This is a genomic window from Ruegeria sp. AM5, assembly GCF_056540645.1.
In genome coordinates this window covers 1-12,642 of the sequence record NZ_JBQFXC010000005.1, presented here as the reverse complement: position 1 = coordinate 12,642, position 12,642 = coordinate 1, and the positions used below count along the sequence as shown (strand labels likewise).

General features: G+C 51.6%; 14 protein-coding genes. 2 read left to right on the top strand and 12 right to left on the bottom strand.

The genetic code is table 11. The features are described from left to right. Positions 1-5: 5 nt before the first annotated feature. Positions 6-800: a hypothetical protein gene (locus ACR0AH_RS13425; RefSeq protein ID WP_480587422.1), complete on the bottom strand. Its 795-nt coding sequence runs from the start codon at positions 798-800 to the stop codon at positions 6-8. Positions 801-1,109: 309 nt separating this feature from the next. Between ACR0AH_RS13425 and ACR0AH_RS13420 the strand changes: the two genes are divergently transcribed. Further along, positions 1,110-2,642 carry a phospholipase D family protein gene (locus ACR0AH_RS13420; protein ID WP_480592311.1) on the top strand — a complete coding sequence of 511 codons (1,533 nt, stop codon included), beginning with the start codon at positions 1,110-1,112 and terminating at the stop codon, positions 2,640-2,642. A 351-nt stretch (positions 2,643-2,993) separates the two neighbouring features. Here the strand turns inward: ACR0AH_RS13420 and ACR0AH_RS13415 are convergent, their stop codons facing one another. The 8 genes from ACR0AH_RS13415 to ACR0AH_RS13380 form a co-directional block, all read right to left on the bottom strand. Further along, positions 2,994-4,166, bottom strand: coding sequence for an adenylate/guanylate cyclase domain-containing protein (locus tag ACR0AH_RS13415; RefSeq protein ID WP_480592309.1), 1,173 nt, complete (start codon positions 4,164-4,166; stop codon positions 2,994-2,996). A 210-nt stretch (positions 4,167-4,376) separates the two neighbouring features. Beyond that, a complete protein-coding gene (locus ACR0AH_RS13410; protein ID WP_480592308.1) occupies positions 4,377-4,931 on the bottom strand; it encodes a CIA30 family protein in 555 nt (184 codons plus the stop codon). 11 nt (positions 4,932-4,942) lie between these two features. Continuing rightward, positions 4,943-5,395 (bottom strand): TspO/MBR family protein, encoded by a 453-nt coding sequence (locus ACR0AH_RS13405; RefSeq protein ID WP_480592306.1) that lies wholly within the window; start codon positions 5,393-5,395, stop codon positions 4,943-4,945. Between the two features lie 13 nt (positions 5,396-5,408). After that, positions 5,409-5,912, bottom strand: coding sequence for an aggregation factor core (locus ACR0AH_RS13400; protein ID WP_480592304.1), 504 nt, complete (start codon positions 5,910-5,912; stop codon positions 5,409-5,411). Between the two features lie 136 nt (positions 5,913-6,048). Then, positions 6,049-6,432 carry a nuclear transport factor 2 family protein gene (locus tag ACR0AH_RS13395; protein ID WP_480592302.1) on the bottom strand — a complete coding sequence of 128 codons (384 nt, stop codon included), beginning with the start codon at positions 6,430-6,432 and terminating at the stop codon, positions 6,049-6,051. 144 nt (positions 6,433-6,576) lie between these two features. After that, entirely contained in the window at positions 6,577-6,957 is a 381-nt protein-coding gene (locus ACR0AH_RS13390) for a VOC family protein (RefSeq protein ID WP_170776375.1), read from the bottom strand. After that, positions 6,957-7,970 (bottom strand): zinc-binding alcohol dehydrogenase family protein, encoded by a 1,014-nt coding sequence (locus ACR0AH_RS13385; RefSeq protein WP_170776374.1) that lies wholly within the window; start codon positions 7,968-7,970, stop codon positions 6,957-6,959. The genes ACR0AH_RS13390 and ACR0AH_RS13385 overlap by 1 nt, the downstream gene beginning before the upstream one ends. A 26-nt stretch (positions 7,971-7,996) precedes the next feature. Then, positions 7,997-8,287 carry a putative quinol monooxygenase gene (locus ACR0AH_RS13380; RefSeq protein ID WP_170336714.1) on the bottom strand — a complete coding sequence of 97 codons (291 nt, stop codon included), beginning with the start codon at positions 8,285-8,287 and terminating at the stop codon, positions 7,997-7,999. Between the two features lie 104 nt (positions 8,288-8,391). Here ACR0AH_RS13380 and ACR0AH_RS13375 point away from each other — a divergent pair, with 104 nt between their 5' ends. Then, a complete protein-coding gene (locus ACR0AH_RS13375; protein WP_480592300.1) occupies positions 8,392-9,279 on the top strand; it encodes a LysR family transcriptional regulator in 888 nt (295 codons plus the stop codon). Positions 9,280-9,311: 32 nt separating this feature from the next. On the opposite strand, the gene ACR0AH_RS13370 is transcribed toward ACR0AH_RS13375, so the two are convergent. From ACR0AH_RS13370 to ACR0AH_RS13360, 3 genes are all read right to left on the bottom strand, one after another. Next, positions 9,312-10,217: a haloalkane dehalogenase gene (locus ACR0AH_RS13370; RefSeq protein ID WP_480592298.1), complete on the bottom strand. Its 906-nt coding sequence runs from the start codon at positions 10,215-10,217 to the stop codon at positions 9,312-9,314. Between the two features lie 256 nt (positions 10,218-10,473). Next, positions 10,474-12,363, bottom strand: a complete 1,890-nt coding sequence (locus tag ACR0AH_RS13365) for an SLC13 family permease (RefSeq protein ID WP_480592296.1) — start codon at positions 12,361-12,363, stop codon at positions 10,474-10,476. 91 nt (positions 12,364-12,454) lie between these two features. Further along, positions 12,455-12,642, bottom strand: a 188-nt coding sequence (locus ACR0AH_RS13360; protein ID WP_480592294.1) for a hypothetical protein, incomplete at its 5' end; no start/stop codon positions are given.

Below are 12,642 nucleotides of genomic sequence, written 5' to 3'. Positions count from 1 at the left end.
AATTTTCAGAACATCATGCAATCCGCGCCCGGCGGGAGCGGCGGCGATCCTTCAGGCAAAGTGGGCGTGTAGTCAAATGTCACAATCTTCGCGCCACCGTCGAATGCAACGAACAGTTGATTGGACCCCGGCCTAATGGCGATGCCTTCTGGATCGGTTCCGAATTCCAACAAACTTTGCTGGGCGAGAAGTTGGCCATCTGCCGTGAACTCATACAGGCTGTTTGACCCTTCCCAGTCATCAACAATCAACATGTGGCCGGTACGCGGATCAATCGCGATGCCCTGCGCCTCACTCAAGGGAGGAGAGAGCTTCATGGTATCCAACCTCGCCGTCAAAGCACCCTCTGAAGTGAACCACGACAACCGTTCGGGGTCATCCTCGACGGTCACGATCTGTCCCTTGGCGTTGATCGCAATTCCTTCCGTATCCGCGAAACCACCTTCCAATTCGAAGGGTGCTCCCAGGCGTGATCCGTCCTTGGTGACACGTTGAAGACTGCCGAGACCATCGCCCAGCAACAAGTGATCCCCTTCAACAGCAATTGCTTTGATCCGAAAGAGATCGCTGGATATACGGCGCAATTCATCACCTTGCAATGTAACGAGAATTGCCTCGGGCCCCTCGTTCGCAATCCACAACCCACAAAAGGTCGGATCGTAGTCAAGACTTGCGGGCTGATTAAGTTCATAACGCCCTGTTTCGCGAAGCTGCAATGCCGTGGCCGGGGTCGACACAGCAAAAATCAATAAGGCGGTTGTCCTCACAAACACTCTGGATGCTCCGAAAATCTGCGTCAAAACTGTGGGGTGGAATCGTAACACGTCAATGCTAAGAGCACCTAAACTTCCAAAATCAGAGAGCATCATTTTACCTGATCAGAGACTTATAACACGGAAACTGGTTACGAGCGGTGTGGTTCGACGCATCTGGGTTCTGCCATAGTCCGTTGGAACTAGGGGTGTGTCGAAATCGCAAACCAACAACATGGCGCTTGTGAGAGTTACGAAATCAACACTAGCGAACGAAACAACCTCAGGCTTCATAGAACAAACTTGCAATCGCGTGCTCGGGCGTAGTCACCTAGGGCATAGGGTTGGAGAAAGCCAATGGCGCTGTGGAAGTTCGTGATTAGTGTTTGTTGCGCGCTGTTTCTTGTCGCTTGCGCTCCGAAAACCCGCACGTATGAAAAGACGGTATCAGCTGCGCTACCGGCAAATTCCAGCACGGCTCTGGGTCAGGCGGCCAATCGCCTTGGGGATCCTAAAGACGGTCGGTCAGGCATCAAGCTGATCAGTGATGGAGAAGAAGCGCTCGTATCACGGCTGTTGTTGGCCACTGCGGCCGAGCGAACGATAGACGCGCAATACTATCTTCTGCACGACGACCCAACCGGTCACCTGTTCGCTGCCAGTCTCTTGCAAGCGGCGGATCGAGGTGTTCGTGTCAGGCTGTTGTTGGATGATATGGATACGTCCGGCTACGACGCGATGACCGCTGCGTTGGACAATCACAAAAACATTGAAATAAGGCTGTTCAACCCGTTCTGGCGAGATCAGAGCCTTTTGATCGCGGGTCTGACTGATTTCAAACGCATCAATCGCAGAATGCACAACAAGTCCATGACAGCAGACAACGTGTTCACGATTGTAGGTGGGAGAAACATCGGTGCCGAGTATTTTTTGGCGCGGGAAGAAATGAACTATGCTGATCTGGATGTGCTGGCCGCAGGCCCAGTTGTACGCGAAGTGTCACGTAGCTTTGACGCTTACTGGAACAGCGAATTCGCTGTTCCGGCTCGCGTGGTTGTCGGAGAACCCGAAGAATTTGACCTGAGCGATGCGCGCAGCAGGTTGAATGAACTCGTCGAGGAAGCGAAGCAAACGCAGTACGGCGCAGCGCTCAGAAAGTCGGCAAAAGAGAACTTCGCGGATGGCGCCCTGTTACTGGATTGGCTGCCAGCGAAACTTTATGCTGATCCGCCTTCAAAGGCCGCGGGCCTCGAGAACTCAGGTCCCGTTCTTGCATCTCAATTGCTTCCGTACTTTGAGAATGCCAGCAGTGAAGTGAACATCGTGTCCGCCTACTTCGTGCCGCGCAACAACGGTGTGAAATGGCTGACCGAACTCGAGAACCGTGGGGTCGACGTAAAGGTTGTAACCAACTCACTTGCATCTAACGACGTCGCACCCGTTTACGCACACTACGCCAAGAAACGCCGAGCACTACTACGCGGTGGAGTAGAACTCTACGAGCTGCGACCCGACGCTTATCAAGTCCAACGCCGCGGTATTAACTGGGCTCAATCCAGGTCAGGCCTGCACTCCAAGGCATTTGCAATTGATGACCAGTACTTGTTCGTGGGTTCATTCAACTGGGATCCGCGATCTGTCAACATCAACACCGAGATGGGAATTCTGATTGACTCGCCAGCATTGACTGCACAGACGATGGGAGCCTTGGACGACGCACTACCCGCATACACATATAACGTGACGCTCGAGCAAGCTGGCCAGCTTAAATGGACGACAAGAGCCAATGATGGCACCATTCTTGAGTACCAATTCGAGCCGACAGGATCGGCCTGGGATCACATAGTTGCCGGGTTATTAAGTATTTTACCAATTGGGTCCCAGCTTTAGGTTTCTGCAAACTACCTGATCGCTTGGCCGTCACCGACGCCTGCGAAGATGGCGGCAGAAAAGACATAGGTCATCAGTCGCAGATATTTCCCAATATCCAATTCTTAATACAGACTAGATATTCATTTTATCAACTGCTGGCGGGAAAATGCCTGCTACCAAAGTCAATGGCCATGTTCATCATTCCAGGGAAGCTGAACGTTAACGGGCAAGTCCCGGTTTCCGGTTACTCTAACAGTTACGTTCAGCTTGCCGTGCCTTAGTGGATTTTTGCGCTTTGTGTTTCATTTCTAGCGATCATCTAATGTCGTAAGATGCCGAAGGTAGATTGTTTTGAATAACTATAGCTGATTATTGTGCATCTTCAGTGAGAAAGAACAATTCAATGGGCTGCGCAAGGCCACGTATTTCGTGATCCCCACAGCTAACGAACATGTTCGGAGCAGCACTTGCAACGGCTGACGTCGCCAACACTCTCCGACCAGTTGATTTTGTTAAACCTTCAATTCGGCTTGCAACGTTCACCGCCCCGCCCAGAACTGTGAAATCAAGCCTGCCGGGGCTGCCGATATTACCATAGCTGACCTGCCCAACGTTAATTCCAATACCAACATCCAAAGGCGGTTTTTGAAACCCGTCTCGTCTGGTGTTGATAGCGTTCAAACCACTCAGCACACTCTGCGCTGCAAGAGCCGCCATTCTGCAGCGGTCGGCATGGTCTTTTTGAGCTTCAATAGTAAAGATCGACAGGATGCCATCGCCCATGAACTTGAGGACGTCTCCACCGTTGTCCTCTACGGCTTTAACCACCAGATCAAAATAGTCGCTAAGCGTGTCGAAGATATCTTCTTCCGGGGAGGTCTCGGAAAGTGCTGTAAAGCCTCGCAGATCAGTGAACATAACCACGGCATCCAAAGTTGTTCGCTCTCCGCGCTTTATATTGCCGCTCCAGACGGCCTCGGAAGGTCCATCTCCTAAATAAGTTCGAAGCAGACCTTTAGACGATTTTCGCATCGTGACAGGTTCCAAGGCGGAAGAAAGGGCCGGTAAGGCCGCTTCAATCAGCCTAAGATGTTCGGGCGAGAATCCATCCTTTGCCTGAGTAACGAACGTACATCCATGCAGCGATCCATCGCCGTAATAGAGCAAAGTAGCGTAGTAGTCGGTGCCACCCTGCTCTGCAAATTCAAGATAGGATGAATGCTCTGTTTCCAAGTCCAGTCGCCGTAGACTTTTGTGAAGTGGCTTTCTGTTCGCAAGAATATACTCGAATGAACTCCCGACATAACCATCTGTCAACATCGTCTCATGAGTGACGTCGTAGCTGTCGGTGCCTTCAGGCGTCCAAACTACCCCCCAGGCAATAAGCAATGGGTTGGCAAAGCGCTGGCCAATGTTTGCCCGCCATAGCGGCACTCCGGCTTCGATCAAGGAGGAACAAAACTGTGACACCACCTTTACAGGATCACCGGAGCGACGACCTTCTGTAATCATCCATTCGGTCAGTCGAGTGACTTCTTCCATGGACCCAATTTAGTCGCTTGGAAACGATGAGCAAAGACAATTGGATTGGCAATGTCGGTTGCTGTTGTTGAGCAGCCTGATCAGACCTGTCCAAATTGATGCTCGGGCATCAACGGAATGTATTCCATCGGGAAGATGGTTTGTAAATTTAGATCCCGCGCGGTTCCAAACAGACCTATTTGAAGATTGCAGCCCTCTCTTGGGAAACCTTCAATAGAAACCAATCTCGCTGACATCTACGCGGGCCTCGTGATCTCTCCCGTAGGCTACAACTCCAACTGAGGTGATTTCGTCAGCAACGGGAATAGCGCGCAACATGGCGCCTGAAGCCTTGAAGCCTGAGAGAGGTAACCAGAATTCGGTCCAGTTGTCAGAAGTTGCGAACGCGGCCTGATAGTATTGCCATGGAAGCACCGTGCCACGTGTCCTGAGGTGGACGAAGTATTGCTCGCCATTCCCCCGTACCAACAGCCTGACGCCCGATACACCCTCATCTGGTCGAACAGGCAACTTGCGTCGGAACTGGATGAAGCCGCCGTTGTTTTCTGTACTCACGGTTCCGGTCAACCGCGCGAATGCAACATCACCTTCCGAATGAAACTGCACCTGCCCTGAAGAGACCCCTCCCATGACGGTGTCGGCAATGTAGTCCCAACGCGTCTCCGGAGACTCGGAGAAGTCCTCAGCAAGATTTCCATCAGCCTGCGCCATTGTAGATCCGATAATAAATAGACCTGAAACAAGCCCAACGAAGTTGCCACGCATATTGTTCTTCCTCAGTTCAATATCGCAATGGAAAGGTTCAGCGCCGTGGCAAATGCAACCCACGAGAAGTAAGGCAGAAAGGCCAATGCGGAAACCTGATCTGAATTCCTGACCTGAGCGATGAACATGAAGATTACGGCCAACAACGCGACAATGACCACAAGGGCAAACCACGGCAGTTGCAGTACGAAAAAGGCTGGGGACCACAAAAAGTTCAGACCCATCTGCGCCCACCACAGCTTCATTGCGGTCGAACTTCGGTCTGTTTCAAACTGACGCCAACCCGTCACAGCAATCAAGACATAGAGCGCCGTCCAAACTGGGCCAAAAACCCAATTTGGTGGGTTGAAGGCGGGTTTAGAAAGCTGCGCATACCAATCGCCGGGTGCGGTCAATATCCCGATCAGGATGCCGCCTCCCATCACGAGGGCAAGAAATGCTATGCGGACCATCCAGTTCGACATTGTAAGGCAGCTTTCAGCAGTCCTTGGTCGCTACGTTGACAACTGCGTCGGAAGAGAAGGTTGCAGTTTTGGTCTCAACTGCGTCGGCATATGACACTGTTGCGCCTTCGATCTCGGACCCGGTTACGGTGATTTCGCGTTGCCCGATTGTATCATCAACATCGATGGTAAAGGCGAGTTTGTCCCCAGCCGCGAGGGAGGCTATCTCAAGTTCAATTGTGTTTTGCCCGTCCACAACCGAAGGAATTTGACGCAGTGCATCAGCACCCTCAACGAATTCGAGAGGTTGGAATACCTCTACACCCGCGCCTTTTTCGGTAACGTCGAAAATCAAACGTCCGGCAGATTGCGACAAGTCGATTTTGAGGGTCGAGGCATCTACTTCGCACGCTCCGACGTTTGTCAGAACAAAACGGTCCTTGGGTGCGCCTTCTATGAAGCGAATTTGTACACCAGCTTGAAGCGAAGTAGCTGCAAACAATCCAAGGGTCGCCGCAAGAATGCTGGTCGGGAGCATATTTATCTCCTTGCTAAAGGGTTCTTGGTAGATACGCTTTGGCGGGTTTCTTGGATCAGACTTATGCCCTTTGACTATGGTGGTTTAGCCGACAGGGCCTTTCGAAGTTCAATGCACCGCTGTCAGAACGGTTAAGTCAAAACATGCCGTTTTTATTCTCGCTGTTTGCTGGAACTTCCTGAAGAACGTCCCAGTGTTCGACAACCTTGCCATCAGCATCCAGGCGAAAAATATCGATCCCTGCGTACTCGAGACCATCGGGCCAGATTTGATGGCAATGCAGAACAACGTGATCGCCTTCAGCAAACGCACGTTTGATTTCCACACGCTTTCCCGGGTATTCGGCGGCCATGCGCTCGAAATATTCGATAAACGCTTGCTTTCCGTCGCCAACATGCGGGTTGTGCTGCGTATAGGTATCACCAACAAAGGTTGCTATGGCCTCGGCAGGTCGACACTCGTTGAACATCATTTCGTAGAAAGCGATGACGTTTTTCTTGTTTGTTTCGAGGTCCGGCATGCTGATCTCCAAATCGACGTTTGTACCACCCAAAAATGTTGGCCCACGCAATTCCGGGGAGCAACCCGGCAAGAATCTCAATTACTAATCGACAAGAAGTTGCGAGCTTGATTTTGTGCTCCGACTATTTCGAAAGTTGACCAATTACTCGGTGTCATCGAAGTCAATATGAATGTGATTTCCATCAGGATCGGCCACATGGATTTGGACCATTCGAGTCCCAGGGACTTCAGTTTTGCGATACTGGATCTGACTCGAGATCAGTTTTTCTTCGAATGCGCTCAACCCCGTGGCTGAGAGCGCAAAATGCTCGAGCTTGAGCTTCACTTCGGAGCCAACGTTAGGTGTTCCTTCATGACCCACAAGATGAACCACGGCGTCATCACCCGTATACAACCATGCTCCGGGAAACGGAAAATCGGGGCGGGCCCCGGGTTTCAAACCCAGGACATTTTCATACCAAGTAACCATCTCAGGCAACCTAGTCGTCACAATATTCACATGATCCAGCCGTTCAATTCTCATTAAAAACCCTCAAGCACAAGCTTACCTTTGGCTTTTCCGCTTTCGAGGATAGCATGCGCTTTCATTAAGTTTGTAGCATTGATCCTACCAAGTGTATCGGTCGCTGTGGATCTGATCTTTCCATTGTCTATCAAACCGCCGACCTGATTCAGGATTTCGCTTTGACGGTTCATATCTTCAGTCCCAAAAAGCGACCGAGTGTACATGAACTCCCAATGCAATGAGATCGATTTGGGTTTGAACGGCGCGATGTCGAAGGTTTCAGGATCATCGATCAACCCAAAGCGACCTTGAGGTGTCATCACCTCTCCAGCTTGGGAAGCATACAGCTGGGACTGGTTTGTTGAATAGATGAAATCCACGCTTTCGATACCTAGCGCCTCGAGTTGTGAGCCAAAAGGTTCCGCATGATTGATGACATGGTGTGCCCCAAGCTCTCGAACCCAGTCTTGTGTCTCGGGTCGGGACGCCGTCGCTATCACTGTCAATTCAGTGAGAGCCCGCGCCAATTGAATCGTGATTGACCCGACACCACCTGCGCCACCAATAACCAGCAACGTATTGGTTCCGCCGTAAACGGCATCTTGCACTCGCAAGCGGTCGAAAAGCATCTCAAAGGCAGTAAGCGTCGTTAGCGGCATCGCCGCAGCTGCCTTTGCAGGTATCGATTTTGGCGCAGCTCCGACAATACGTCCATCTACCAGATGAAACTCGGCATTGGTTCCCGGCCGGTTTATTGCCCCGGCGTACCAAACAGTATCTCCCGGATTGAAAGTCTCAACCGTTTCGCCAACTGCTTCGACGATCCCTACTGCGTCCCACCCCAGAATATCAGGTGCTGGACCTACAGGAGCACGTTTTTGCCGAATTTTCGTATCGACTGGGTTCACTGACACGGCCTGCACCTTCACCAACAAGTCGTGCCCTTTCGGCGTCGGTTTATCGGCCTCGAAGTCGATTAAGGCGTCCGCCCGATCAATCGACCCTGTCTTAAGGTATCCCACGGCTTTCATAACGTGCTCCTTTGTCCGGTTCTTTATCAACCGATGACTGTCATCTCATTTAGCGTGAATTCTGCAACGGCGCCTTCTGTTGCTTCCAGGTAAGCCGCAAGGTGCTGAGCACCCATGTGGGTTTGCCAAAGCTCTCGGCTTTCCCAATTTTCGTAGAACACGAAATGAGCCGGGTTGTCGTTGTCCTGGTGCAGGTCATAGTTGATGCAACCCTCTTCGGCTCGGGTTATGTCGATGAGCTTGATGAGCTCGGCCTTTACGAGGTCAATTTTGTCAGGGTTGGCTTTGATGTTGGCGACGATTGTCAGCTTGGCCATTGGAATAGGTCCCATGTGTTCTTGAGCGATGCGCAAGATTTACGCCGCAGTTCTTTCGGGATAAACAGGGCAAGATCGAACATATAATCCGGAAATTCCGTTTAATGCTTTTAGACAATCTTCGCTTGTTTCTGACCATAGCCGAGAAAGGCAGTCTTGTGGCCGCAGCGCGTGAGACAGGGTTGTCGAGTACGACAGTGTCCGAACGGCTCGCGGCTCTGGAGGTACATTACGGCGTGGTTTTGTTCAACCGCACCACCCGTTCTATCAGCTTGACCGAAGAAGGCCGGACACTCGCTAATGGAGCAAGAAACGTTCTCAGTGAGGTTGCGGACCTGGACACACTTGTTCGGCACGGCGCCGAAACTCTGTCTGGTCCAATTCGCATAAGCGCGCCCATTGACTTGGGACGGAGCTTTGTTTCCGAGGTTATTGCCGAATTCACCGAAAAGAACCCTGCCGTCTCAATCGAACTGTCCCTCTCGGACGGTTATGTCGACCTCGTAGGCCAGGGTTTCGACCTCGCCGTTCGCTTCGGCAACATTACGGACAGCTCACTCAGGTTGAGAAATCTGGGAAGCTACCAACGTTTCGTTTGTGCGTCCCCAAGTTACCTGGCCTCATTCGGAACGCCTAAAAAACCAGAAGATCTATTAAACCACAACTGCTTGGTGATGAGGTTTGGCGACATGATCGACAACGTTTGGGAGTTTGGATCAGGACCAAATGCCCAGCGCGTATCGGTAAAGGGAAATCGAATTGTCAATGATGGTTCACTCATCCGCGATTGGGCGATTGCAGGCCATGGGGTCGTCTTGAAGTCCGAACTGGATGTGGGCGACGATGTTCGATCTGGCAGACTTGTTTCTGTCTTGCGCGACTTCCTCCCATCGCCGAAACCTTTGCAAATGATGTTTCCACCGAGCCGGGCCCAACCACGTCGCATAACAGCCTTAGCTGAGCATTTGCGTCGCAAATTTGGTGTGAGTTGAGGCCGCAGGGGAAGACACTAATCTGATAGCCGCTATGTCTGCTCAATGAATTTCAAAGTCGCATGTGCTAGCTCTGTGCCGGCATCTTCTTGAATGAAATGCCCGGCTTTTGGCACAACTGTATGATTTTGACCAACTGCCCCAGGGATCGACTTTTGGAACAGTTTGTCTACTCCAGCCATGACCCTGTCATCTTCTCCAAAAACAGTCAGAAACGGAGTGTTGAGGGTCTTGAAGGTTTTCCATGCGGCTCGGTTGGCTTCTGAAGCTGGATTGTCGGGCGAGTCGGGCACCAACACTGGAAACTCTCGAGCGCCTGCCAGATAGCGCGCATCTGGGAACGGTGCGTTGTATGCTGCGACTTCTTCATCGGAAATCTTGGATGATGTGCCGCCGAATACAATGCGTCCCGAATTAAATTCAGGCACGGACTGCGAGTATTCCCGCCAAGAAAGAAATGCCTCACTCAAGGGTGCGTCACCGGTGGGCAAGGCCGTGTTTGCCACAACTACGCGCGAGAACCGCTCGGGCATACTTGCAACCAACCGCAAGCCTATTAGACCACCCCAGTCCTGGCAAACCAACGTGATGCCCGTCAGGTCAACTTTCCGCAACCACTCGGACATCCAGTCTACATGGCGTTGGTAGGTGTAATCGGATCGCTCTGTTGGTTTATCCGACCGTCCAAACCCAATCAAATCAGGAGCCAGAACTCGATGGCCCGCGTCCTTGAATAACTGAATCATGCACCGGTAAAGGAAGCACCAGGTTGGCTCTCCATGCATCAACAATACTGGTGATGCATGGGCCGGTCCCTCGTCCAAATAATGCAGTCGGAGAAGACCGCCTTCGGTATCATCCACATCAAGATAATTCGGGCCGAATGCGAAATCTGGCAACCCGTCAAACCGATGGTCAGGTGTTCGAAGGAACTTCATTGTGAACTCTCCAATATGCCGACGGTATTGGCCAAGCAACAGTGATCGATAAAACAGAAACGGTCCAGTACCAGCGTATATCGACGTCAGGTTTGCATTTTTGTTCGCCGCCCTTCTTCTCTTGCTCGCAGCGAAGGTCCATTTGTATAGATCTCGGATTTGCCGCTCCAACAAAAGGATTGGTCTCAAAGACCTCATCTTGCCAGTTCTTCTGAGCTGAACCAGATTTCATCAATGCGGATCGCCAAGAAGCGCATCAGAAGAAGAGCGCAAGTCCGGTCATTGAGACAACCAAGAAAAGTAGAGTCATGATTCCACCTGAGCGAACGAAATCGACCACCCGGTAGCCTGCCGGGCCCATGATCAACGCGTTCACTTGGTGTGTTGGGATCAAAAATGAGTTGGACGTTGATATTGCCACCGTGAGAGCAAACACAGCCGGATTGCCACCCGCGGATACGGCAATAGAAACTGCTAGTGGTACCAGCAGGACAGTTGCGCCTACATTGGACATGACCAGCGTGAACGCCGTTGCCAAAACGGCAATCCCTGCTTGCAAAGACCAGATCGGCCACCCCTTCAGAAGGGTCAACACATGCGCTGCAATCCAATCCGCAGTGCCGGTGTTCTGAACGGCCTGACCTAGCGGGATCAGTGAAGCGAGTAGAAAAACAGTACTCCAACTTATCGACTCGTAGGCTTCGTCAATCGAGAGCACCCGGCTCATCACCATCCCAATAGCGCCGATCAACAGGCATAATGACAAGCGCAGATCGGAAAACAGAATTAAGCTCAACGCTATTAGGAAGAAAGCAAGCGCCCAGCCGACCTTGTGTGGCCGTAGCTCTTCTTGGGGAAAGTCTGAAGTTACGACAACAAAATCCCTGTCCGACTTCAGTCGTGTCAGACGGTCCCACTGCACGTGAACCACACACGTATCACCGACCTGCAAAGGGACTTGCCCGATATGCGTTGCTGAATGATCTTCGGTTTCAACATGGCTCAGTGTTTCTTCGCCGCGCTGAATGGCCAGCAGAGACAAACCATGTGTCTGACGGAGGCGCAGATCAATCGGAGTTTGGCCGATCACTGAAGAACCGGGTGGAATAACAACTTCTGCCACCCCAGACTGCGTCGCGGCAAAATCATCCGCAAAGACATCTAGTTGGGGTAGGATCTCCAAGCCGTAAGGCTCAGCGAACTGTTGCTCAACCACCCGACGCAGGCCAAGTACTGCAAGCCGCGCCGGGGCTTCGATCTTGGTATCTGCCATCGGCGCGATGACCTTGTGGCCGCGATAAGATGTGCCAAGAATGTACATGTTATGGGCGACCATTAGATCTGCGAGCGTTTGCCCGATGATGATCGAACCTTCAGGAACACGTATCTCGAACATATCAGCCCTTAGCCCATAGGTGTTTTCGACATAGGTCTGCATGGACCGGGCTGAGCTTGCGTCTTCTCCACGATCGCGCCGTGCAGGGAGAACCCAACGACCAAAGAGCACAAAGTAAAGCACCCCAGTCAGCACTAGCATCACACCGATAGGCGTGACTGAAAACAGCCCAAATGTCTCCATTTGCTGGTCAGAAGGAAGGGATGAGTTTGCCGAAACAATCAGGTCATTCAACAGGATGAGGGGGGACGACCCGACTAGTGTGATGGTACCACCCAGTATCGCGCAAAACCCCATGGGCATCAGCAACCTACTCATTGGGATTTCCGTACGTGCTGAGAGGCGGCTCACAACAGGTAGAAAAAGCGCAGCAGCTCCCACGTTCTGCATGAAAGAGCTGATCACACCAACCGTAGTTGAAATAATCGGGATTATCCGAGCCTCTGTCGTGCCTCCATTCTTGAGGATCAGGGCCGCAACCTTTGACATGAGCCCCGTCTTATCAAGCCCCGCCCCGATTATCATAACTGCGATGATAGACATCACAGCGTTCGAGGAAAAACCTTCAAAGAGCTTGGATACATCTGCAAGATTACCTAGCCCCGGGAGATAGCTCAGTGCACCAAGCAGAACCATAACAAGAATTGCTGCAACATCGATCCGTATGATTTCGGTAACAAAAAGTAAGACCGTAAAAGACAATAGACTCAGCACGGCTATCATTTCGTACGTTAGTGTTGGTAATTCCATATCTTACTCCCAAACTAACGTTACCTGACTACCAGCAAATACGAAGGACCAACTCTGCGCGGCAGATAAGGCCAATAGACATCGGGCCTGCTTACGCCGCTGTTTTCTCGGACGAGATATCTGCTGAAACCTGGATTCTGCCAACCCAAAGAGAGGTAGATGACAAATTCATAAGCCTATCTAAGCATTGAGCAGCCTCATCTGACTGGTCCAATTTGATTGTTAGTGCATCATCGGCCTGTGATCCATCGGGATGATGGTTTCCGGCGCTGGCGGGCG

Coding starts and splice junctions, on each gene's coding strand:
- ACR0AH_RS13395 (WP_480592302.1), bottom strand. CDS start 6,432: ATGCCGGACCTCGAAACAAACAAGAAAAACGTCATCGCTTTCTACGAA.
- ACR0AH_RS13400 (WP_480592304.1), bottom strand. CDS start 5,912: ATGCTCCCGACCAGCATTCTTGCGGCGACCCTTGGATTGTTTGCAGCT.
- ACR0AH_RS13370 (WP_480592298.1), bottom strand. CDS start 10,217: ATGAAGTTCCTTCGAACACCTGACCATCGGTTTGACGGGTTGCCAGAT.
- ACR0AH_RS13365 (WP_480592296.1), bottom strand. CDS start 12,363: ATGGAATTACCAACACTAACGTACGAAATGATAGCCGTGCTGAGTCTA.
- ACR0AH_RS13385 (WP_170776374.1), bottom strand. CDS start 7,970: ATGAAAGCCGTGGGATACCTTAAGACAGGGTCGATTGATCGGGCGGAC.
- ACR0AH_RS13375 (WP_480592300.1), top strand. CDS start 8,392: ATGCTTTTAGACAATCTTCGCTTGTTTCTGACCATAGCCGAGAAAGGC.
- ACR0AH_RS13405 (WP_480592306.1), bottom strand. CDS start 5,395: ATGTCGAACTGGATGGTCCGCATAGCATTTCTTGCCCTCGTGATGGGA.
- ACR0AH_RS13380 (WP_170336714.1), bottom strand. CDS start 8,287: ATGGCCAAGCTGACAATCGTCGCCAACATCAAAGCCAACCCTGACAAA.
- ACR0AH_RS13410 (WP_480592308.1), bottom strand. CDS start 4,931: ATGCGTGGCAACTTCGTTGGGCTTGTTTCAGGTCTATTTATTATCGGA.
- ACR0AH_RS13420 (WP_480592311.1), top strand. CDS start 1,110: ATGGCGCTGTGGAAGTTCGTGATTAGTGTTTGTTGCGCGCTGTTTCTT.
- ACR0AH_RS13390 (WP_170776375.1), bottom strand. CDS start 6,957: ATGAGAATTGAACGGCTGGATCATGTGAATATTGTGACGACTAGGTTG.
- ACR0AH_RS13415 (WP_480592309.1), bottom strand. CDS start 4,166: ATGGAAGAAGTCACTCGACTGACCGAATGGATGATTACAGAAGGTCGT.